The sequence below is a fragment of the Nocardiopsis sp. NPDC055551 genome, assembly GCF_053619415.1.
The window spans coordinates 39,987-60,982 of sequence record NZ_JBSHJJ010000010.1 but is presented as its reverse complement, the minus strand read 5'-3'; the positions used below and the strand labels follow the sequence as shown (position 1 = coordinate 60,982).

Here is a 20,996-nt window from a genome sequence, read left to right as displayed (position 1 = left end):
GTCACGATGAGAGATCCGACCCGTCCCTCGGAGGTGCCCGGTGCTTTCAGCCCACAACGTCGACGCCGTCCGCGAGGCCGAACAGACGCTCATGGACCGTCTGCCCGAAGGCGTCCTCATGCGTCGCGCCGCCACCGGGCTGGCCGTGCACTGCTCCCGGGCGCTGCCCCGGGTGTACGGCTCCCGCGTCACCCTCCTGGTGGGCGGCGGCGACAACGGCGGCGACGCCCTGTACGCGGGGGCGGACCTGGCCGCCCGGGGTTCCCACGTGCGCGCGGTGGCCGCCGGGTCCCGACTCCACCCGGGCGGTGCGACCGCGCTGCGGCGCGCGGGCGGTCGCGTCCTGACCGTGGCGAAGGAGGGGACCCTCTCCGACGACGTGCAGACCGCGCTCTTCGACACCGACCTGATCGTCGACGGGCTCGTCGGCATCGGCGGGCGCGGGGGTCTGCGCGAACCCCACGGCGCGTTGGCCGCCCTGGCCGTGAACTCGCCGGCCCCGGTGCTCGCGGTGGACCTGCCCAGCGGTGTGGACGCCGACACTGGTGAGGTCGCCGGGCCCGCGATCGCCGCCGACGCCACGATCACCTTCGGCACGTACAAGCCGGGGCTGTTCGTCGACCCCGGCGCCGAACGGGCCGGGAGCGTCCACCTCGTCGACATCGGACTCGGACCGGAACTGCCCGGCTCCGACCTCCTCCGTCCACAGGCTGTGGACATCGCGCGGCTGTTGCCCACGCCGGGGGCGGAGTCCGACAAGTACCGCCGGGGCGTGCTCGCGGTGCGCGCCGGCTCCGACCGCTTTCCGGGCGCCGCCGTCCTGTGCGTGGGCGGGGCACTGCGCACAGGCGTGGGGATGGTCCGGTACGGCGGCGGGGAACAGGTGCTCTCCCAGGTGATCTCCCGCTGGCCGGAGACGGTCGGCGAGCGCCTGGACCCGGGAAGCGACGCCGACCTGGGCCCGGGGCGCGTCGCGGCCGTCGTGGTCGGCTCCGGGCGAGGCACCGACCCCACCGAGGTGGACGAGGTGAAGGCGTTGCTGGAGAGCGATCGGCCGGTGCTGCTCGACGCGGACGCCCTAACGTTGGTCGGCGCCGAGGAACACCTCGCCGAACTGGTCCGAGACCGTTCGGCGCACACCCTGCTGACCCCGCACGCGGGTGAGCTGGCGCGGCTGTTGCCCGACGCCGAACGTTCCGACATCGAGGCGCGCCGGCTGGAACACGTGTCGCGCGCGGCGTCGCGGTATCGGGCGACCGTGCTGTTGAAGGGTTCGACGACGCTGATCGCCCACCCGGGCGCACCGGTCGTCGCCAACCCGACGGGGACCCCGCTGCTCGCGACGGCGGGTTCGGGGGACGTGCTCTCGGGGATGGCCGGCGCGTTCCTGGCGTCGGGGCAGCACCCGCAGGAGGCCGCCCTGTGCGCCGCCTACCTGCACGGACGCGCGGCCGTGTTGGCGCGGGACGGCGCCCCGATCAGCACCTCGGACCTGTTGGACGCGCTCCCCCTCGCCCTGAGGGAGGTCCTGGAACAGAAGTGACCGCGGGGCCGGGCTTGCCGGGATCGTCCGCTGTTGTCCTGGACGTGACCCGGGATCCCTAAGGTGGGTGGCCGAAGGATCCCCCACCGGCACGGCAGTGCCCCGACCGGACAGGTCTCCCCGTGTCCTGGACCCTCCCCGTGGTGCTGTTCCTGTTCTGGGCCGTCGTCATCGCGATGGCGCTGGGCTCCGAACACCGGCGTTTCGTCGCGGCCAGAGTGCGCGTCCACGGTCCACCGCCGACCCGGGGCGAGCTGCTGCGGGCGGCGTTCCTGCCCCACTCCCGGATGCGCTGGTGGGGCACGATCAGCGGACTCTTCTGCCTGTTCACCTTGTCGATAGTGACCGCTGTCGAATTCCACCACGAGGGGATACTCGCCCTGCTCTATGGGTTGGTCGGACTCGGTGGACAGACGGGGGAGGGGCGGGCGCTGCGGTCCGGGAACGGGCCGGACGGTCGCCGTGACCCGGCACGGTTCCACCCGGTGCCGGAGAGCGGAACCCTGTGGAACCCGGGGCGGGCATTCCTGGGAATCGTCATCGCGACGGTCGTATTCGGCATGACGCTGTGGTGGCTACCGAATCCCATGTCGTCTGAGTCGTTTCCCCTAGCGTGGCGGATCGTCGTGGGCCTCGCCGTCCTGCCGGTCGCGATCCTGGGCGTCTACGCGCTGCACCTGTCCCTGTCCCGGGTGCGCCTGGCGGGCACGTGGATCCAGGTGGTGCACCGAATCCACGTGACCTCCGTCCCCGTCGAAGCGCTGGACAGGGTCGAGGGTCGGCGGCTGCGCCTGAGGGATGGGACGGTCATCCACACCGGGGTCGACCTGGACGCAGAGCGGCTGTCCCGGTTCGCCGCCCGGCGGGCACCGGAAGGGGAACCCCGCGAGATCGAACGTGGGCGGGACATCCTGGGCGACCTGGCGCTCATCTGGGTGGGCCTCTTCTTCGCCCTTCCTGTCTGATTTTCGGTCAGGTGAGGGTGCGGGCGGCGGCCAGACCCTTCTGGACGATGTCGGCGATGAAGTAGTCGCCGGGGTCGCGGGCGTCGTGCAGCAGGTGCACCTTGGACTCGTCCACCCACATGAACTCGGTGTGCTTTCCGACCTCCAGGGTGGGACGGTTCAGGTCGCCCTCGACTCGGACCAGGTAGTCGATCTCGCGTCGGACGAGCCCGTCACCCGGGTCCCAGTCCAGGACGCACAGCTCGGCGATCACCTCGCTCAACCGCCATCCGGTCTCCTCGGCGATCTCACGGGTCAGGGCGTCGAGCATGCCCTCGCCCTCCTCCACGTGCCCGCCGACGACGTCCCAACAGTGCGGGAAGACCTTGCGGGTGGCCGACCTGCGCTGGGCGAAGACGTTGCCTCGCTCGTCGATGATCGCGGCCGCGGCCACCCAACGGTGACCATCGGCGGTGTCGGGGAATTCGATCCCCTCGGCGACGCGAACGCTCACTCGTGCTCCTTCTTCTCGGCGCGCCTGGGCAGGCGCAGGGTCAGTAGTCGGGCGCGGGGCGCCAGGGTTCCGGCCAGGTCGAACACCGCCTCGCTGCGGGAATGGTCCTCGTCGAGCACGGAGAACAGGTTGACCCCCAGGTAGTAGGTGATCGCGGCGTGGGCGACCTCCCGCGCGGGCAGCAACCGTCCCAGGGGGGAACCGCCCACCACACGCTCCCACTGCCCGGCGATGAAGTCGATCCATGGTTCCGAACGCCGTCGGATCTCCTCGCGCAGCTCGGGTTTGCCGACGGCGGCGGCTACCAGCTGGGTGAACTCCGTGATGTAGCCACGCTCCAGGTCGGTCCGATAGATCCTGGTGGCGACCTCCACCAGTTCTTCGAGCGTGCGGGCGTTCGACGCGAGCTCTTCGTACATGGTCATGCGCTCGGTGCTGGAGCGATCCAACGCGGCCAAGAGCAGCTGGTCGACCCCGCCGAAGTGGTAGAAGACCAGCGCCGAGTTGACCTCGGCCCGCGTGGCGATGGCCCGGGCCGAGGCCCCGGAGTACCCCTCTTCGCGCAGGACCTCTCCCGCCGCCGTGAGCAGGCGTTCCTTGGTCTCCTCGCTGCTTCTGCGGACTCCGCCGCCACCTTTGGCCATGACCCTCCCTTTCGACGAGCTTCATCATACGGTTTAATCAAGTGATTAAATCGAGTGATTCAATCAGTTGGACAGCCGAGAGGAGCCCCCATGCCGGAACCGCACGAGCCCGACGACCACCCCTCCGACGAGGAGACCGCCGCACGCTACGCCGCCGGCCATCGCGCCGTCCCCGGAACCCCGCCCAGCGCGTGGTTCGAGGGGGAGGAGCACGTGCCCGCACGCAGCCCCTCCACCGCCCGCTGGATCCTCGCGGGGATCTTTGCGCTGGGCGTCTTCCCCCTCCTGGTACTCCTACGGGTGACGAGCCTCGGTGGCCTGGACCAGACCGCCCTGTTCTACGTCGGGCTCCCCGTCGTCCTCGCCCTGATCGTGGTGCTCTCGGCCCGCCCACAGAGCGCCGTCGGGGTGGCCATGGCCATCACCACCGTCATGCTGCTGCTCTCCGGCCCACTGCTCGGGGAAGGTCTGGTCTGCCTGGTCATCGCGGCCCCGCTGATCTACGGGCTGGTCGCCCGGATCACCTGGCTGGGCGTCGCCGTGTCCGGCCGGGATCGGTACGGCCCGCACGCCTTCGTCGCCGTCCCGGTCCTGTTCGCCCTCACCCTGGAGGGGGTCGCCGGGCTGTCCCTGCTGCCCAGGGACGACACCGGCACGGGTTCGGCCCTGATCGACGCGACCCCCGAACAGGTCGCCGCCGCACTCGCCGCCCCGCCCGCCTATGGGGCCCCCGAGGCGTTCTTCCTGAGCGCGGTCCCCTTCCCCGAACCGGTCGAGGCGGTGGGGGAGGGCCTGGAGGTGGGCGAGGGCCGCCTGGTCCACTTCACCCCGCGCACCACCCTGGCCCTGGACGACGAACCCACCCCGCGCACCATGGAGTTGGAGGTCACCGAGAGCCGGATCGACGACGACGGCGGTCGGGTGGTCTTCGACGTCACCGAGGACACCACCCTCGCCCGTTGGCTGGACCTGCGCACCGCCACCGCAATCTGGGAACGGGAGGGTGACGACACCAGGCTGACCTGGGAGTTCGACTACTCCCGCACCTACGACCCCTCCTGGTACTTCGGCCCGATCCAGGCCTACGCCACCGACCTGGCCGCCGCCTACCTCGCCGACACCTTCGCGGAGGCCGCCCGGTGACCCCCGAACTCCCCGCCCTGCTCGTGCGCGGCCTGGGCCTGTTCCTACCGCTCGCGGCGCTGATCGCGCTGTGCCTGTGGCGTGCCCCGACCCACCGCGAGACGGCGTCGATAATCGTGGCCTCCGCCTGGGCCCTGCTCACCCTCATCCCGCTGAACCTGTACGCGGTGCGTGCCGGCTGGTGGTCCTTCCACGCTGAAGGCGCCGTGTGGCAGGGACTGCCGGTGGACCTGACGCTGGCGTGGGTCCTGTTGTGGGGCGCCCTGCCCGCGCTGCTGCTGCGCCTGCTCCCCGTCCCCCTGATCACCGGGCTGCTGGTCTGGCTGGACATGATCCTCATGCCGCTCGCGGAACCCGTGGTGGTGCTGGGGTCGTGGTGGTTGCTCGGTGAGATCCTGGGCGCGGCGCTATGCCTGATCCCCGCTTCGCTGCTGGCCTACTGGACCCGGCACAAGCAACTGCTCACCGCGCGGATGTGGGCCCAGTCGCTGCTCGCGTTCGGGCTGATGGTGGTCCTGCCGGTCTGCGTGTCGGCCGCTCTGGTCCGGATCGAGCCGCCCACGCCCGAGACCGCGTCCGTCCTGGTCCAACTGCTGGCCCTGGCCTGCCTGCCCGGGCTGGCCGCCGCCCGGGAGTTCGCCGCCGTGGGACGTGGCACCCCGTTGCCCTACGACCCACCCGAACGCCTGGTCACCAGCGGCCCCTACGCCTACGTGCGCAACCCGATGCAGCTCTCCATGGCGCTGGTGTACCTGGTGCTCGGCCTGCTGCATCCCGCGCTGATGATCGGAGCGGTGATCTGCTTCGCCTACGGGGCAGGGTTCGCCTCCTGGCACGAGGGCGGCCGGCTCCGCGCGGACCTCGGCTCCGCCTGGGCCGGTTACCGGGCCGGTGTGCGCCCCTGGCTGCCCCGATGGCGCCCCTGGTCGGGGCGGACCAAGGGCACCCTGTACGTGGCGATGGACTGCGGAATGTGCCGCGGGGTGGGCAATTGGGTGGCGGCCCGTCGACCCACGGCGCTGCGCATGCGCCCGGCCGCGGACCACCCGGAGGTGTTGTACCGGCTCACCTACGAAACCGCCGACGGCGCGCGCTGGAGCGGCCTCGCGGCGTTGGCCCGGGCGATGGAACATCTGCACCTGGGGTGGGCCCTGACCGGTTGGGCCCTGTCCCTGCCGGTGGTGCGGCACTTCCTGCAACTGTGCGCGGACGCCTTCGGAGCCGGACCACGCCCTTCGCGCGAGGGACCCACCGCGCATGGTCCGACCGAACCCTTCGCCGTTATGCTCGTGCCTGGCCGCCCCCGTACCGGATCACCGCCGGACTCCGGCGGCCCCACGTGATCCCCACCCCCCGGTACGAGGACACCCATGCAAGAACAGGCCATGCTCGCGCGCGATCTCGTGCTGCGCGTCTGTGCCGGACCGACCGAGTTCGACCCGCAGTGGGTCCGGGCCGGAGGCAAGGTCACCACGCCCTTCTCGGTGCCCCGGGACCGCAACCTCATCCGTGGGATCGTCGACGCGGGCCGGGCCCTGGGCGTGGAACGGCTCCTGGTCTGCCGTACCCGGGGCGAGTTCTCCTACGAACCGGTCACCGAGGTGCCGCCGCACACCGAGACCCTCGTCGACCTCATCCGGGGTTGGGGGAACGAACCCACCGACTTCCTCGTCTGCGTGGAGGACTTCTCCGCCGCCGTCCTGGTCGCCGCCAACGAACTCACCATCGCCTCCGGACCGGCCGACTTCGTCCGCGAGATCGTGGGCTCCGACATCCCCGGTGTGCGGGAGGAGTTCGCGGCCAAGGCGCAGCGCACCAAGCGCCCCGAGCTCTTGAACGCCGCCCAGCGGTACCACTGCATCGAACCCGGCGCCCGGCACGCACGGAATCGCGGGCCCGGTCCCGACCCGCACGAACGTCTGTCGCGGCGGGCCGAGCGCGCCCGCGTGCGATCCCCTCGGGCCGTACGCTCACTGCGCGCGGCGCGCGGCGGCTGGAACTGGCTCATGGTCGTGCTGCTGTTGGTGGCGCCGCTGAGCGCACCGGAGCTCGGGCCGGCCCTGCCCGCCCTGCTCCTGACCTTCGTCCTGCTGTTCCAACTGGCGTTCCTGGCGCGTTCGCGCACCGTGTCCTTCGCGACCCTGGCGCGCATGGTGGCCCTCGGGGCGCTCCTGCTGTGGCCGGTGGCCCTGCTGGAGGGGGCGATCGTGGGGCTGGTCGGTCTGGAACCGTACGACGCCCTCGGCTACACCTACGTGGCGGTCACCGTCGAGGAAGTGGCGAAGCTGTCGCCGCTGTTGGTCGTCGCCTTCCTGGCCCGTCGACGCACTCGTCGCCTGGCCTCCGTCGACTTCCTGCTGTTGGGCGCCGCCTCGGGGGCCGGGTTCCAGCTGGCCGAGCGGCTGTTCACCGAGTTCTCCGTGCCGAACACGGGCTCCACGGGCCTGTTCCTGCCCGGGGGCAGCACCATCTCCGGACCCGAGGGCGAGGTGCTGGCGATCTTCTCCGGGCACGCCGTCGTCACCGGGCTGATCGCCGGTGCCCTGGGCCTGGCCATCGTGGGGCGTCGACGTTACGGGAACTGGACGTGGCTGCTGCCGCTCCTGGCCGCCGGGCTCGTGTATCTGGAGCACCTGCACTTCAACGCGCTGCTGGCCGCCGCCACCCTGGACCCGGTCTCGACCTTCCTGCACCGCGTGCTGGGCGGCGGCGCGCTCACTCCGTGGCTGTTGTTGCTGGTCCTGGTGTTCGCGGTGGGCATGGACCACCGGCTGATCGCCTCCGCCGCCGAGACCACGCCCCCGCTGCCGGGTCGGGCTCCGCTGGCCCGGCTGCGCCGGTGGGCGCATGGACGTTCGATCTCCACGCGGGTGCGGGTGCCCGCCGACATCGCCCCGACGTTCCGGCGCACGGCCCTGGTCGGAGCGGATCTGCCGATCACCCTGGCCACCACCGTGACCGCCATCGTGCACGAGTTCGCCGCCGCCACCCGGGCCGCCCGGCGTGGTCCGGGCGCGCTCTGCGACACCCTGCGCTTCCTGCGCCGACGCCGGGCCAACGCCATGGGGGAGGCCCGGTCCCAGGGGCGGCCGTGGCGCCGTCACCCCTCCCAGGAGGAACTGGCCGGCCAGGCCCGTGAGCTGTCCTACCGTCTGGGGCTGGCGGGTACCGCCACCGGAGCCGTCGCCGTGGCGGCCGCCGCCCTGGCGGTCCTGGCCGGTGCGATGCAGTGGGGTGCCTGGAGCGCGCCGGGCCAGGCCGAACCCGCGTACGCGGTGGCGGCCTTGGACCACCTGCAGAACTGGCTGGCCCGCGCCGGCACCGGCGGGATGGTGTGGACCGCCCTGGTCGGTGTGGCCGTGCTCAGTCTGCTGTCCATGGGGAACGCGGTGCCCTACGCGCATCCCCGGATGCGCGAGTTCCTGCGCGCCCCCACCGCCAACACCGGTGTGATCCTCGGGATGCTGGCCCCCGGACAGGTGGGTTACGCGCTACCGGCCCTGGTCGGTCTGGTGCTGCCCCGCCGCGCCGACCGCCTCCTCACCCGCTGACCGCCCACGACCCGAACTTAGGCTCGGTAGGCGTCTCTGCGGTGGCGGATCGAGTGGATCTCGATCAGGTCCTTGTCCGGTCGGATCCGATAGATGACCCGGTAGGTTCCCCGCCTGGCGGCGTGCAGACCGGTAAAGGGGTCTTCGAAGGGCTTCCCCACACGCCAAGGGTTGTCCTTCAAAGGGCCGGAGATGAACTCATGGGCGGCGGACGCGACGGATTCCGGGAGCTCTTCCGTCAGTGCCCGCCGCGCGGGACTTTTGTAAGCGACCCTCACGCGGCGGAGCCCCTGTCCAAACGATGGCGCATCAGAGCGGCCATGTCCTCCTCGGTGGTGAACTCCTCGGAATCGATCGACTCGGCCAGGTCCGCTCGGGCTTCGGGATCGGAGAGGATACTCAACGTTTCCATCAGTGACTCGTGCTGGGCCACGGACATCATGACGACGGCGGGCCGACGTCGGTGACGCCCACCGGAGGCTGGAAGACCCGGACCGGGGGCGGGTCGCCCTCGTAGGGCTCCACCCGGACCCTGATCAACTGCCCCGTGCAGCCCTGTCCCAGCGACGAGGTCCCCTCGTCCCGGGCCAGCGCGTTGGGGTTGCCGTGCACGCAGGTCACGTCCGCACCCGACGGGTCGTACCAAACGCCGGTGGACAGCTGCACCACGCCGGGGCGCGGAGCGTCGTCGACCACCACCCCGGCCAGACAGGAACCGCTCGGCCCCGTCACCCGCACCACGTCGCCCTCGGCGACCCCCGCGGCCTCGGCGTCCTCGGGGCGCATCCGCAGCGGAGCCCTGCCGTGGACCTTCTGCGAGGCGCTGTACCGTCCCATGTCCTGCTGGCTGTGGAAACGCTCGCGCGGCTGGTTGGCCACCAGCACCAGCGGCCACTCCGTCCCGTCCTCACCCGTGTCGGTCACGGCCGGCCCCGGCAGCCACACCGGGTGACCGGGGCAGTCCTCGTAGCCGAACGACGCGATGGTCTCCGAGTACAGCTCGATGCGCCCACTCGGCGTCCGCAGCGGCCTGCCCTCGGGGTCCTCCCGGAAGTCGCCCATGAGCGTCTCGTCCTCGACCCGGCCCGGCATCTCCACCCGGCCCCGCTCCCAGAACCCGTCGAAGTCGGGGACCTCCAGGTCGCGGCGGGCCAGCATGGAACGCCACCGTTGGTAGGCCAGGCGCATCCACTCGCCGGAGGTGCGCCCCTCGGTGAACTCCTCCCGCACATCCAGTCGTTCGGCCAGGTCGGTGTAGGTGTCGTACTCGTCGCGTGCCCGCCCGTGTGGTGGGACCACCCGGGGCATCGCCCGCAATGCCAGGTCGCCCTGGCTGGCCGCCATGTCGTCGCGCTCCAACACGGTGGTCGCCGGGATGACGATGTCGGCGTGCCGGGCCGTGGCCGTCCAGTGCGTCTCGTGCACCACCACGGTCTCCGGCCGACCGAACGCCCGGGTCAGCCGGTTCAGGTCCTGGTGGTGGTGGAAGGGGTTGCCGCCCGCCCAGTACACGAGCCGGATGTCGGGGAAGTGCTTGCGCTCTCCGTCGTAGTCGTAGGGCTCGCCCGGGTGCAACAGCATGTCCGAGACCTTGGCCACCGGGATCAGCGAGTCCACCGCGTTCGTGCCCTGTGGAAACCGCGGCAGCCCCACCGGGGTCGCGCCACCGCCGTAGTTGCCCATCGAGCCGTACCCCGAAGCGAACCCGCCGCCGGGCAGCCCCACCTGTCCCAGGCAGCACGCCAACGCGAGCCCCGCCCACAGCGGCTGTTCGCCGTACCTGGCGCGCTGCACCGACCAGCCCACGTTGATCAGGGTGCGCTTCTGCGCCATCCGGTGCGCCAACGCTCGAACGTCCTCGGCGGGCACACCGCTCACCCGCTGCGCCCATTCGGGGGAACGCTCCACCCCGCCCGGCGCACCGTACTCGTCGCGCTCGCCCATCACGTAGGCGCGCAGCCGGTCGGCGCCGACGGTGTACCGGTCCAGGAACGCGGTGTCGGCCAACCCCTCGTCGAACAGCACGTGCATGAGCGCCAACAGCACGGCGGTGTCGGTCCCGGGCTCCAGCGACATCCACGTGCACTTGAGGTCGGCGGAGGTGTCGTCGCGCAAGGGGGACACCGACACGAACTCCACACCGGCGTCCGAGGCCGCGCGCATCGCCGGACCCGCCGTCTGCGCCGCCCGCCCGCCGGAGGCGATCCAGGTGTTGGACACCCGCAGCCCACCGAAGCTCACCAGGAGTTCGGTGTGCTCGCGGATCCGCTCCCAGGACGGTGCGCGATGCAGCAGCCGGTTGGCGGCCGGAACGCCGATGATCCTCGGGAACAGCACCTCCACGGCCCCGTGGCTGTAGGTGGTGCGCGCCCGCGTGTACCCGCCGATGGTGTTGAGGAACCGGTGCAGCTGGCTCTGCGCGTGGTGGATCCGCCCCGCGCTGCCCCACCCGTAGGAGCCGCCGAAGATCGCGGCGTTGCCGTGGCGGGTGCGTACCCGGTCCAGTTCGCCGGCGAGCAGGTCCAAAACCCTGGACCACTCCACCTCCACGTACTCGTCGTCGGGGTCGCCGCGTCGCGCGTCCGGGCCCGGGCCGTTCTCCAACCAACGGCGTCGCACCGCCGGCCGGGCCACCCGGGTGCGGTGGTGCTGGGCGTCCGGTGTGTTGGCCATCAGCGGGGACGGAGCGGGATCACGAGGATCGGGGTGCACCCCCACCACTCGGTCGTTCTCCACATCGACCCGGTAGGCACCCCAATGGGTACTGGTCGGGTACGGCTGCACGGCCATGTCGCATTCCCCCGTGTGATCCCCGGACCCGCCCTCACCGGGCCCGGCCACACTCTACGCATCACACGGTGCGATGATGAGGCCCGCGGGCCCGGACGGGACCCGTCTCACACCACGGGCCGCAGCGCACGGACGGAACGGGGAGGACACGCCATGGCAGAACCGAGGTCGCGACGGTCGGTGCTCGCGGTACCGGGGTCCAACCCCCGATTCGTCGAGAAGGCGCGAGGGCTGGACGTCGACGCCTTCTTCCTCGACCTGGAGGACGCGGTCGCGCCCCTGGAGAAGGAGACGGCGCGCGCCACCGTGGTCGAGGCGCTCACCGAAGGTGGATGGGACGGCAAGGTCCGCTCCGTGCGGGTCAACGACATCTCCACCGAATGGGCCTACCGCGACGTCATCACCGTGGTCGAGAACGCCGGCGCGCATTTGGACACCCTGGTCCTGCCCAAGGTGACCGCCGCCCGCGACGTCCACTGGCTCGACACGCTGCTCACCCAGATCGAACGCGCCGTGCGCCTGCCCATCGGTCGGATCGGTATCGAGGCGCAGATCGAGGACGCCAAGGGCCTGGTGAACGTGGACGAGATCGCGGCCGCCTCCCCACGGTTGGAGAGCCTCGTCTACGGGCCCGCCGACTTCATGGCCTCCCTCAACATGAAGAGCCTCGTGGTCGGTGAGCAGCCGCCCGGGTACGACACCGGCGACGCCTACCACCACGTTCTCATGCGCATCCTGGTGGCCGCTCGGGCCAACGGGGTCCAGGCCATCGACGGTCCCTACCTGCAAATTCGTGACGTGGACGCGTTCCGCCGCGCCGCCGGGCGCACCTCCGCGCTCGGTTTCGACGGCAAGTGGGTGCTGCACCCGCTCCAGGTGACGGCCGCCAACGAGGTGTTCGCTCCCTCCCAGGAGGACTACGACCACGCCGAACTCATCCTCGACGCCTACGAGCACGCCACCACCGTGGACCGGCGCGGCGCCGTCATGCTGGGCGAGGAGATGCTCGACGAGGCCTCTCGGAAGATGGCGCTGGTGGTGGCCGGCAAGGGCCGCGCCGCCGGGCTGGAGCGCACCCGCGTCTTCGACCCGAACGCCTGACCAGGGCACTCGACCAGGACACCACACCCCGTTCCCGATCGCTTCTTACCGCTCTCTCACCCTGGTGCGAGAGCATGGGGGCATGGAAAGCACCGCCACCGTCCTGGTCGCCGACGACGACCGTGCCATCAGGGAGTCCCTGGAACGCGCCCTCCAACTGGAGGGGTACACGGTGCGCACCGTCGCCGACGGAGTCCAGGCCCTGGCCGCGGTCCACGCGGAACCCGTCGACCTGCTGGTCCTGGACGTCATGATGCCCGGTGTCGACGGCCTCGGGGTGGCCCGCGTACTTCGGGCCGAGCACGATCGCACGCCCATCCTCATGCTCACCGCGCGGGTCGAGACGCCCGATCGGGTGGCGGGCCTGGACGCCGGTGCCGACGACTACCTCGCCAAACCCTTCGAACTCGACGAACTCCTGGCGCGGCTGCGTGCCCTGCTGCGCCGCGCCGCTCCCGTGCCGGAGGGGGCCGACGACGAGGCGCCCCTTCGGGTGGGTGAACTGCGCCTGGACGCCCGCGCCCGGCGCGTGTGGCGCGGCGAACGCGAGGTGGAACTGTCCAAGACCGAGTTCGACCTGCTCGAACTGCTCATGCGCAACTCCGGCATCGTCCTGGACCACGCCACCATCTACGACCGCATCTGGGGTTACGACTTCGGACCGGAGTCGAAGAACCTGGCGGTCTACATCAGCTATCTGCGGCGCAAGTTGGAGGATGGCGGACCGCCGCTGATCCAGACGGTCCGAGGTGTCGGATACACGCTGCGCCAGGGGTGATCCAAGGGTGTCCGTTCCCCACAGGGAGTCCGTTCCGGAGTCACGCGTCCAAGAGGCGAGGCGGCGCAGCGTCCTGCTCAACCCGGACGACTGGCGACTGGGAACCCGCTTCGCGGTGATGTTCGCGGCGGTCGCCGCCGTCACCATCGCCCTGATCGGCATGCTCGCCTACGGCACCGCCGCCTCGCTCATCCGCGCCGACGCCGAGGGCGAGTTCGACGACGCGTTGCAGAACCTGTCCCGCCAACTGATCGTGTCCGCGCAGGAGAGCGAGGACGTACAGGAGAACCGGCTCTCCTTCCTGGCCCCGGGCAGCCTGGACGCGCAGATCCTGGGCCCCGACGGAAGCTGGGCGCGACTGCTCGCCAACCAGCACGAGATCTCCTCCTTCCACCCCACCTCCGAGGACTTGGAGCTCGCTCGGGCCGACGAACCCGGGGTGATCAGTCAGCGGGAGCTCCAGGTCCAGGACCAGGCGTATCGGGTCGGCACCGTTTCGTTGGGCGAGGGACGCGGCGCCGTCCAACTCCTCCAACAACTGTCCCCGATCGAACAGATGATCGGCCGATTGGCCACGCAGATCCTGTGGGTGGGCCTGTTCGTCGCCCTGTGCGCGGCCTCGGTCGGCTGGCTGGCGGGACACCGCGTCACCGGCCGGCTGGTCCGCCTGACCGAGGCCGCCGAGTACGTCAGTTCCACCGGCCGACTCGACCCGGTCACCACCACGCGCAACGGTCGCGGCAACGGGGGAGCCACTGACCGAGGCGCCGGTGGTCCGGGCGTGGGCCCCGAGGAACCCGGACACGACGAGGTCGGCCGTCTCACCAGCGCCTTCAACGGCATGCTCGCCCGGTTGGCCCGTTCCAAGGACGAACAGCGCCGCCTGGTGCAGGACGCCGCGCACGAACTGCGCACCCCGCTCACCAGCCTGCGCACCAACGTGCAGGTCCTGGGCCGGGTGGAACGGCTCGGCCCGGACGCGCGTCAACGGCTCTTCGACGACCTCCAAGGCGAGACCAAGGAGCTCACCGCCCTGGTCAACGAACTGGTCGGGTTGGCCACCGGCGACCACGAGGACGAGACCCGCAGCGCGGTGGCGCTCGCAGGGCTCGCCGAGCGCGTCGCCACCCGGACCCGACGCCGGACCGGCCGCGAGATCCTCGTCGATGCCGACGACAGTCTCGTTTGGGGCCGTCCCGGCGCCCTGGAACGGGCGATGTCCAACCCCGTGGAGAACTCGGCCAAGTTCGACCCCGACGGCGACGGGCCCATCGAGATCCGCGTCCGCGAGGGCGTGGTGGAGGTCCTGGACCGGGGCCCGGGCGTGGACCCCGACGAGATCCGCCACCTCTTCGAACGCTTCTACCGGGCCACCGTCGCCCGTGGCCTGCCCGGCTCCGGGCTGGGTCTGTCCATGGTGCACGAGATCGCCCGTGACCACGGGGGAGAGGTGTTCGCCCGAAACCGGGAGGGCGGCGGCACCATCATCGGGTTCGCCCTGCCGCCCTACCTGCCGCCGGAGAACGAGGCGAGTGCCCCGACCGACGCGTCCACGTAGATGTGCGCGAAGCGGTCCAGCGAATCCTCCAACCGGTGCCGTGACGCCATGAGCCGGCTGTGCGCGCCCATGCGCGGTCGCTCCCGCTCGGTGGCCAGCACCGTTTCCACCCTGTCGGCGAGCGCGTCGGGATCGCCCGGCTCGTACAAGTAGCCGTTGCGGCCCTCCTCCACGAGGTGGGGCAGGGCCATCGCGTCGGCCGCCACCACGGGCAGCCCACTGGCCATGGCCTCCAACGTGGCGATGCTCTGCAACTCGGCGATGCCCGCGATGGTGAACACGTCCGCGCACCGGTAGACGTTCGGGAGGTCCTCGTGCGCGACGAAGCCGAGGAACCGGACCCGGCCGGCGACCCCTTCGGCCCGGGCCAGTTCCTCCGCCCTCTCGCGGTGCGCGCCCTGACCGGCCAGCACCAGCTGGACGTCGGAGGTGCGGGCCACCGCGCGCACCAGTTCGTCGACGCGCTTCTCCTCGTCCAGACGACCCACGAACAGCATCGTCGGACGGTCGGGCAGCCCGAATCGGGCGCGCAGCCGCAGACGTTCGGCGACGACGGAACCCTCCGGTGGCGGTCGGAAGCGGTCCAGGTCGATCCCGCAGGAGACCGCCTCCACCGGATGGATGAACCCCTGTTCGCGTAGCAGCCGGGCGGCGGTCGGCGTCGGTGTGGTCACGTGCTCGACCCGGCCCAGGATCCGGTTCAGGTCCCACCAGGCCAGGCGTGCGGCGTACGGGCGTAGGGACCACGGCATTCGCAGGTGGTCGAAGAGGTTCTCGGGCATGAAGTGGTTGGTGGCCACCACCGGCACGCCGTGGTCGTGTGCGGCGCCGGCCAGCATCCGGCCGACGAGGAAGTGGTTCTGGATGTGCACGGCGTCCGGCCGCAACCGGTCCAGGAGCCGGTTCAGGTGGCCGCGTACACCCGCGGGCAGGGCCAGCCGGACGCTCTCGTGCGCCAAGGAGGGCATGGACCGCAGCCGATGCTCCACCACCCCGTGCCGCTCCACCACGTGCGGCCGCCCGGTGGGCGAGGGGCATAGCAGGTGCACCTCGACACCGCGTTCGGTCAGCCCCCGGGCGAGCCGGGCGGTGAAGTAGGCGGCGCCGTTGACGTCCGGGGGGTAGGTATCGGTACCGATGAGGACCCTGGTCCGGCGGCGTCCACCTCCGGAAGGGGCCGGACGCGTCGCCGCGGGCGGGTGGGGTGCGAAGGACGTGGACATACCGGATTCTCCTGGGGCTGCGCGCGGCCTGCCGTGGTAATCACGAGTGTGGGCCATCCGTATGGCCCGTCGCCGACCTTGCGGTGAACACGGGGGCGACCCCGAAAGTGGCACACGGTCCACGGAACGATACTCTCCGTGTTCACTTCTGTCTCTCAGTTCCCAGGCGTGTGTTCAGGTCATGGCCCGTACCCGATGGCGCGGCCGGCGGTACCGCGACCACCACGAAGGGGCGGCCCGGCGACAGCCGGACCGCCCCTTCGCTTCAGGGTCGGTTTCCCGTCGACCCATGGTCCCGCCGGAGCGACGCCCCCGTCGGCCTCTGGCGGAACCAAGTCCTTCCCTAGTCCTCTTCCTCCTCGACCTCCTCGGTCGCGGACGCGGCGCTCTGCTCGCCCAGGGTGACCGTCACGTCCTCCGGGGTGTCCTCGCCCTTGGGCACCACGCCCAGGGTCACCTCGTCTCCGGGAGCCCGGGCCCGGATCTGCGCGATGAGCTGGTCGGGGGAGTCGACGGCCTCATCGTCCAGCGACACCACCACGTCGCCGGTGGACAGACCGGCGTCGGCGGCGGCCCCGCCGTCGGTGACCTCCATGATCTCCGCGCCACCACTCCGACTCGGGGCGATGGTCGCCTGGATGGCCGGGTAGCTGGCGCTGCCCTCCTCCACCAGTTGTTCGGCGATCGGCCGGACCTGGTTGATCGGGATGGCGAAGCCCAGACCCACCGAACCGCTCTCCTGGGAGAGCCCGGCGATGGCCGTGTTGACCCCGACCACCTCGCCGGCCATGTTCACCAACGGGCCACCGGAGTTACCGGGGTTGATCGCCGCGTCCGTCTGGATCGCGTTGATCACCGTGGAGGTCTGACCGCCACCGCTCTCGGTGGCTCCGGTGTTCACCGGCCGGTTGAGCGCGCTGACCACACCGGTCGTGACCGTGCCGGACAGGCCCAGCGGGGAACCGATGGCGACCACGTCGCCGCCCACGCCGACCTGGTCGGAGTCGCCCAGGGTGGCCGGGGTGAGGTCGTCTCGACCCTCGGCCTGGATCACCGCGATGTCGGACACCGGGTCCACACCGAGGACTTCGGCCTCCGTGGCGCTGCCGTCGTTGAACCGGACCTGTAGGGGCCCGTTCTGGGCCTCCGCCACCACGTGCGCGTTGGTGAGGATCTGTCCGTCCGACGACAGGATCACGCCACTGCCGCCGCCCGAACCGGTCTGGATGGAGACCACGCTCGGCAGGACCTGTTCGGCGACCTCGCCGACGGCGCCCTCGGTGGCGGTGCTTCCCTGCTCACCGTCGAGCGCGCTGATGGGGTCCGCCTCGGGCAATAGGTAGGCGGTGCCCAGCGCGGCCGTCGGTCCGATGACCAGGCTGGTGACCAGGGCGGTCACCGCGGCGATTCCCACGATCTTGCCGGTGCCGCGCTTCTTGCGCTCGGACTCCGGGGGCGGGCCGAAGTGCGGTTGCCCGAACGGTCCCGGGTGCCGGGGCCCACCAGGGTGACCACCGGCCCCGAAGGCGGCGGTCTGGTGCGGCGGGCCGGCCGGGCCGGGCTGCCCCGGTGCGGCGAAGCCCCCGGTGTGCGGTCCGGCGCCGTAGTGGCCCTGCGGCGGCTGCTGTGGGTACGGCTGTTGCTGGTGCGGCTGAGGCGGAGGCATGCCGGGTCCGGGGGGTGGTCCCCCCTGGTGCGGTCCGGTGTGCGGTCCCTGCCCGTGGAAGGCGTAGGAACCATGGCCGGTGCCCTGGGGATCGGTCGCCCACCGGGGTCCCGACTCCTCGGGCGGGGAGAAGCGAGGTGCGCTCGAAGGCTCGGCCTCGGAAGCCTCGGAAGCCTCGGAGGTCGCGGGGACTTCGGGGGCCGCCGGGGTTTCGTGAGCGGAGGGGGTCTCGGAGGCCGCAGCGGCCTCCAGCGCCTCGGAGGTCTCCGGCGCGGTCTCGTTCACCGGGGCGGGGCCGCCCGCGGTGGCGCTCTGGTCCCGGTCTTCGGAGGCGAAGGAGTCCTGGACGGGGTGGTCCTCGGCGCCGGCGGCGTGCTCGGTACCCGCGCCGGGCTCGTGGCCGTCGTTGGTTTCGTGGGGCTGCAACTCATCCTCCGTCAGATGGGACGATGTACTGACAAGCTTCATCATGTGGTGCGTGGGTTAAAAGAGGGTGAGAGCCCGCTACAGCGCGGTTTCGAGTTCTCCCGAGCCGTGGCCGAGCGTCCTCGTACTCGGCCGCCTCCGTACCGAATGATCCACAATGTCCGGAACGATACCGTGCTCGCGATCCCTGACGACGCGGGCGACTGGGAAGGTCCCCCGTGATCAATCTGGTTCTCGCCGACGATGAACACCTGGTCCGTGGGGCCATCGCCGCGCTGCTCGGCCTGGAGGACGACATCGAGGTCGTCGCCGAGGTCGGCCGGGGCGACCAGGTGACCGACCTGGTCCTCGAACACGACGCGAACATCGCCGTACTGGACATCGAGATGCCCGGCGCCACCGGCCTGGAGACCGCCGCGGAGCTCAAGGAACGCGCCCCCGGCTGCGGGGTCGTCATCCTCACCAGCTTCGGGCGCCCCGGCTACCTGCGCCGAGCCCTGTCCGCGGGGGCCCGCGGGTTCCTGGCCAAGGACGCACCGGTCGAGCAGCTCGCCGGCGCCATCCGCAAGGTCCACGAGGGCGGACGTTACATCGACACCGACCTGGCCGCCGCCGCGATGGTCGGCGGGGAGAGCCCCCTGACCGACCGGGAGGGCGAGGTGCTGCGAGCCGCCGCCGACGGGGCCACCGTCGCGGCGATCGCCAAGAAGCTCCACCTCACCGAGGGCACCGTTCGCAACTACCTGTCGAACGCCATCGGCAAGACCGGCGCCGAGAACCGCATGGCGGCCATCCGAACCGCCCAGGACATGGGCTGGCTCTGAGCCCCACCGGTCACAGGAACCGCAGCACCAACATGGCGGTGTCGTCGGCGTTGCCGCCCGGGGCGTACTCCTCCAGTTCGCGCTCGATCCGGCTGATCACCGCTTGGGCGGTCAGCCCGGCGGCGTGCGAGAAGATCTCCTCCAACCCCTCGTCGCCGAGCATGTCGTTGCCACTGCGTCGCTCGGTGACGCCGTCGGTCACCGCCAGCACCACCTCGCCCGGGTGGATGTCCACGCTCTCGGTGGTGAAGCCGACGTCCTCGAACGCGCCCAGCAACGGCTGGGAGCTGCCGAACGTCTCCACCCGCCCCTTCTGGTTCAGTCGCATCGGAAGCGGGTGCCCGGCCGAGACCATGCGCACGCGCATGCCGCCGGTTCCGTCGGTGGCCGGGGTCATCTCCCCGTAGAGCATGGTGAGGAACCGGGTCGAGGTGTTCTCGTCCAGGATCGCCATGTTCAACCGCTGCATGATGTGCGCCGGGGTGAATCCCTCCCGGGCCAGGGCGCGCAGCGTGTGCCGGGCCAGACCCGTGACGGCGGCGGCCTCCGGGCCGGTGCCGCACACGTCGCCGATCGCGAAGCACCACCGGCCGCTGGCGGAGAACACGTCGTAGAAGTCGCCGCCCACCTCGCTGCGTTCGTCCGAAGGCCGGTAGTACACCGCGTGGTCGACCCCCGGGATCACCGGCTCCTTGTCCTTGGGCGGCAGCAGGCTGCGCTGCAGGGCGGTGCTCATCGATGTGTGCCGCTCGTGCAGGCGGGCGTTCTCCATCGCCGAGGCGACCCGACGGCTCAGGTCGTCGGCGACGTCCGCCTCCTCACGGGTGAAGTCGTCGCTCTCGTTCTTGCCGATGGTCATCCGACCCAGCTCCCGGCCGTGCGCGATCAGCGGGATGCTGATCGCGGGCCCTCGGGCGGGTACACGTGACCACTGCTCCTCCAGCCCTTCGGCGGCCAACTCCTGCGGGGTCCACAGGGGCTGCGGTTCACGCTGTTCCCGCGGTGGCAACGAGGTGAGCAGGGAACGCAGGATGTCGTTGAGGTTCTCGTCGCTGTGCACCACGTGGGTGAGCTTGGAGATTCCCAGTTCGTTGGTGGTGTGGATGGCGCACCAACGGCCCAGGCGCGAGGTGATGAGCTGCGCGGCCAGGGCGCCGGTCATCTTCTCGTCGAGGGTGCCGGCGAGCAGGTCGCTGGCCTCGGCGAGGAAGCTCAGCGAGGCGCGACGGCTCAACTCGACCTCGGCCAACCGGGCACGCTCGACCGGCAGCGCGATGAGGTCCGCGCCCTCCTGGAGTCGTTTGGCCGCCGCCGGACCGAAGTGGCGTGCCCGGGTGGAGGCGACCGCCAACAGGCCGGTCACCCGACCGTCGACGATCATCGGTGCCGTCACCAGTGACCGCATTCCGGCACGGGCCAGCGCGCCGCGACCGGCTCGGGCGATCATCAGGTCGTCGTTGATCACCGGTCCGGGCTCGGGCGCCGCGGACGGGAAGATCTCCTCGGTGCGCACCCGGAGCGGGCGCCAGTGCGCCCCACCGGTCAGCCCGACCGCGGTACGCACCTCCCACATGGTCTCGTCGGAGGTCGTCAACGCGATGTAGGCGGCGTCACCGCCCAACGTCGACGTGGAGTACTCCACCGTGCGTTCCAGTAGTTGCGGCAGGGTCAGGCGCGAACCCAACGCCGAGTCCAGCGCCGACCACGCGGGTGGGCGCGCGGGACGGACGGTGCCCCGACGCACCGGCGGCGACTCCAGGGACGGCGTCCCGTCGTTCTTGTCCTCTATGCGGAACCACACGGCCTTGTCGTTACGCCCGTAGCTCACGCCCCAACTGGAGGCGATGGCCGAGGCCAACGCCAGTCCCAGGCCACCGCTGCGCTGCTCCTCGGTCGAGGGGGAGGTGTCCACGGCGAGTGGACCCGCCTGCGGGACCGCCCTCTCGGGGGCCGAGTCGGTGACCATCACCTCCGTCGACCCCTCCGAGCGGCGGACGGTGACCTCCAACGCGGAGTCCGCGTGGATGACGGCATTGGTGACCAGTTCGCTGACGAGCAGGATGATGTCGTCGAACGGGTCGGGCAGACCCCAACCGAGCAGGGTGTCGTGCACGAACTCTCGGGCGGCCGCCGCCGTCTCGGGAGCGGGGGGGAACTCCCGTCGAGCTACCTTCAACGCGTCTTGTACTACCAAGCCGTCGGTGTCCTTCGTCACTGGGCGCGAATGCCGGTGCCGGCAACTGCAACGATACGCGGGTTCCACGAAGCCATGGCCGGGCCCCGCCTCACCG

General features: G+C 71.2%; 17 protein-coding genes. 9 read left to right on the top strand and 8 right to left on the bottom strand.

The annotated features are described in order from the left end of the window. The first annotated feature begins 40 nt into the window (after nt 1-40). Together ACWGSK_RS18615 and ACWGSK_RS18610 are read left to right on the top strand one after the other, a co-directional pair. Nucleotides 41-1,543: an NAD(P)H-hydrate dehydratase gene (locus ACWGSK_RS18615; RefSeq protein WP_358506683.1), complete on the top strand. Its 1,503-nt coding sequence runs from the start codon at nt 41-43 to the stop codon at nt 1,541-1,543. Nucleotides 1,544-1,665: 122 nt separating this feature from the next. After that, nucleotides 1,666-2,508, top strand: a complete 843-nt coding sequence (locus ACWGSK_RS18610; protein ID WP_452456343.1) for a hypothetical protein — start codon at nt 1,666-1,668, stop codon at nt 2,506-2,508. Between the two features lie 7 nt (nt 2,509-2,515). Here the strand turns inward: ACWGSK_RS18610 and ACWGSK_RS18605 are convergent, their stop codons facing one another. Further along, nucleotides 2,516-3,001, bottom strand: coding sequence for an NUDIX domain-containing protein (locus ACWGSK_RS18605; RefSeq protein ID WP_358506677.1), 486 nt, complete (start codon nt 2,999-3,001; stop codon nt 2,516-2,518). Next, nucleotides 2,998-3,645, bottom strand: coding sequence for a TetR/AcrR family transcriptional regulator (locus ACWGSK_RS18600; RefSeq protein ID WP_358506674.1), 648 nt, complete (start codon nt 3,643-3,645; stop codon nt 2,998-3,000). The genes ACWGSK_RS18605 and ACWGSK_RS18600 overlap by 4 nt, the downstream gene beginning before the upstream one ends. Before the next feature lie 90 nt (nt 3,646-3,735). On the opposite strand from ACWGSK_RS18600, the gene ACWGSK_RS18595 reads away from it, so the two are divergent. From ACWGSK_RS18595 to ACWGSK_RS18585, 3 genes are read left to right on the top strand one after another with little or no spacing between them, the layout of a single operon-like run. Continuing rightward, a complete protein-coding gene (locus ACWGSK_RS18595; RefSeq protein WP_452456342.1) occupies nt 3,736-4,788 on the top strand; it encodes a hypothetical protein in 1,053 nt (350 codons plus the stop codon). After that, the gene (locus ACWGSK_RS18590) at nt 4,785-6,131 is read left to right on the top strand and encodes an isoprenylcysteine carboxylmethyltransferase family protein (RefSeq protein ID WP_452456341.1); all 1,347 of its coding nucleotides are present in this window, start codon (nt 4,785-4,787) and stop codon (nt 6,129-6,131) included. Before ACWGSK_RS18595 ends, ACWGSK_RS18590 begins: the two co-directional genes overlap by 4 nt. Before the next feature lie 27 nt (nt 6,132-6,158). Then, nucleotides 6,159-8,339, top strand: coding sequence for a PrsW family intramembrane metalloprotease (locus tag ACWGSK_RS18585; RefSeq protein ID WP_358506665.1), 2,181 nt, complete (start codon nt 6,159-6,161; stop codon nt 8,337-8,339). Between the two features lie 17 nt (nt 8,340-8,356). Here ACWGSK_RS18585 and ACWGSK_RS18580 read toward each other — a convergent pair whose 3' ends face one another. From ACWGSK_RS18580 to ACWGSK_RS18570, 3 genes are read right to left on the bottom strand one after another with little or no spacing between them, the layout of a single operon-like run. Next, nucleotides 8,357-8,617 (bottom strand): type II toxin-antitoxin system RelE family toxin, encoded by a 261-nt coding sequence (locus ACWGSK_RS18580; protein WP_358506662.1) that lies wholly within the window; start codon nt 8,615-8,617, stop codon nt 8,357-8,359. Then, nucleotides 8,614-8,751 carry a hypothetical protein gene (locus ACWGSK_RS18575; protein ID WP_358506659.1) on the bottom strand — a complete coding sequence of 46 codons (138 nt, stop codon included), beginning with the start codon at nt 8,749-8,751 and terminating at the stop codon, nt 8,614-8,616. Before ACWGSK_RS18575 ends, ACWGSK_RS18580 begins: the two co-directional genes overlap by 4 nt. A 26-nt stretch (nt 8,752-8,777) precedes the next feature. Further along, nucleotides 8,778-11,129, bottom strand: a complete 2,352-nt coding sequence (locus ACWGSK_RS18570) for a molybdopterin-dependent oxidoreductase (protein WP_358506656.1) — start codon at nt 11,127-11,129, stop codon at nt 8,778-8,780. Between the two features lie 153 nt (nt 11,130-11,282). Between ACWGSK_RS18570 and ACWGSK_RS18565 the strand changes: the two genes are divergently transcribed. The 3 genes from ACWGSK_RS18565 to ACWGSK_RS18555 all read left to right on the top strand — a co-directional run bounded on the left by ACWGSK_RS18565 (nt 11,283) and on the right by ACWGSK_RS18555 (nt 14,566). Next, complete coding sequence (locus ACWGSK_RS18565) at nt 11,283-12,230, top strand: HpcH/HpaI aldolase/citrate lyase family protein (RefSeq protein ID WP_358506653.1); 948 nt, start codon at nt 11,283-11,285, stop codon at nt 12,228-12,230. Nucleotides 12,231-12,312: 82 nt separating this feature from the next. Further along, entirely contained in the window at nt 12,313-13,008 is a 696-nt protein-coding gene (locus ACWGSK_RS18560) for a response regulator transcription factor (protein ID WP_358506650.1), read from the top strand. 118 nt (nt 13,009-13,126) lie between these two features. Continuing rightward, nucleotides 13,127-14,566, top strand: coding sequence for a sensor histidine kinase (locus ACWGSK_RS18555; protein WP_452456394.1), 1,440 nt, complete (start codon nt 13,127-13,129; stop codon nt 14,564-14,566). Here the strand turns inward: ACWGSK_RS18555 and ACWGSK_RS18550 are convergent. Both ACWGSK_RS18550 and ACWGSK_RS18545 read right to left on the bottom strand, forming a co-directional pair. Next, nucleotides 14,515-15,789 (bottom strand): glycosyltransferase, encoded by a 1,275-nt coding sequence (locus ACWGSK_RS18550; protein WP_452456340.1) that lies wholly within the window; start codon nt 15,787-15,789, stop codon nt 14,515-14,517. The genes ACWGSK_RS18555 and ACWGSK_RS18550 overlap by 52 nt on opposite strands. Before the next feature lie 343 nt (nt 15,790-16,132). Beyond that, nucleotides 16,133-17,881: a S1C family serine protease gene (locus tag ACWGSK_RS18545; RefSeq protein WP_452456339.1), complete on the bottom strand. Its 1,749-nt coding sequence runs from the start codon at nt 17,879-17,881 to the stop codon at nt 16,133-16,135. A gap of 218 nt (nt 17,882-18,099) precedes the next feature. Between ACWGSK_RS18545 and ACWGSK_RS18540 the strand changes: the two genes are divergently transcribed. Next, nucleotides 18,100-18,705 carry a response regulator transcription factor gene (locus tag ACWGSK_RS18540; protein WP_358506641.1) on the top strand — a complete coding sequence of 202 codons (606 nt, stop codon included), beginning with the start codon at nt 18,100-18,102 and terminating at the stop codon, nt 18,703-18,705. A gap of 10 nt (nt 18,706-18,715) precedes the next feature. Here the strand turns inward: ACWGSK_RS18540 and ACWGSK_RS18535 are convergent, their stop codons facing one another. Next, a complete protein-coding gene (locus ACWGSK_RS18535; RefSeq protein WP_358506849.1) occupies nt 18,716-20,881 on the bottom strand; it encodes a SpoIIE family protein phosphatase in 2,166 nt (721 codons plus the stop codon). Nucleotides 20,882-20,996: the final 115 nt, after the last annotated feature.

Bases quoted from the DNA above. Each gene is read 5' to 3' on its own strand.
- ACWGSK_RS18600 (WP_358506674.1), bottom strand. From the start codon at position 3,645: ATGGCCAAAGGTGGCGGCGGAGTCCGCAGAAGCAGCGAGGAGACCAAG.
- ACWGSK_RS18595 (WP_452456342.1), top strand. From the start codon at position 3,736: ATGCCGGAACCGCACGAGCCCGACGACCACCCCTCCGACGAGGAGACC.
- ACWGSK_RS18585 (WP_358506665.1), top strand. From the start codon at position 6,159: ATGCAAGAACAGGCCATGCTCGCGCGCGATCTCGTGCTGCGCGTCTGT.
- ACWGSK_RS18575 (WP_358506659.1), bottom strand. From the start codon at position 8,751: ATGGAAACGTTGAGTATCCTCTCCGATCCCGAAGCCCGAGCGGACCTG.
- ACWGSK_RS18570 (WP_358506656.1), bottom strand. From the start codon at position 11,129: ATGGCCGTGCAGCCGTACCCGACCAGTACCCATTGGGGTGCCTACCGG.
- ACWGSK_RS18565 (WP_358506653.1), top strand. From the start codon at position 11,283: ATGGCAGAACCGAGGTCGCGACGGTCGGTGCTCGCGGTACCGGGGTCC.
- ACWGSK_RS18560 (WP_358506650.1), top strand. From the start codon at position 12,313: ATGGAAAGCACCGCCACCGTCCTGGTCGCCGACGACGACCGTGCCATC.
- ACWGSK_RS18555 (WP_452456394.1), top strand. From the start codon at position 13,127: ATGTTCGCGGCGGTCGCCGCCGTCACCATCGCCCTGATCGGCATGCTC.
- ACWGSK_RS18550 (WP_452456340.1), bottom strand. From the start codon at position 15,789: ATGTCCACGTCCTTCGCACCCCACCCGCCCGCGGCGACGCGTCCGGCC.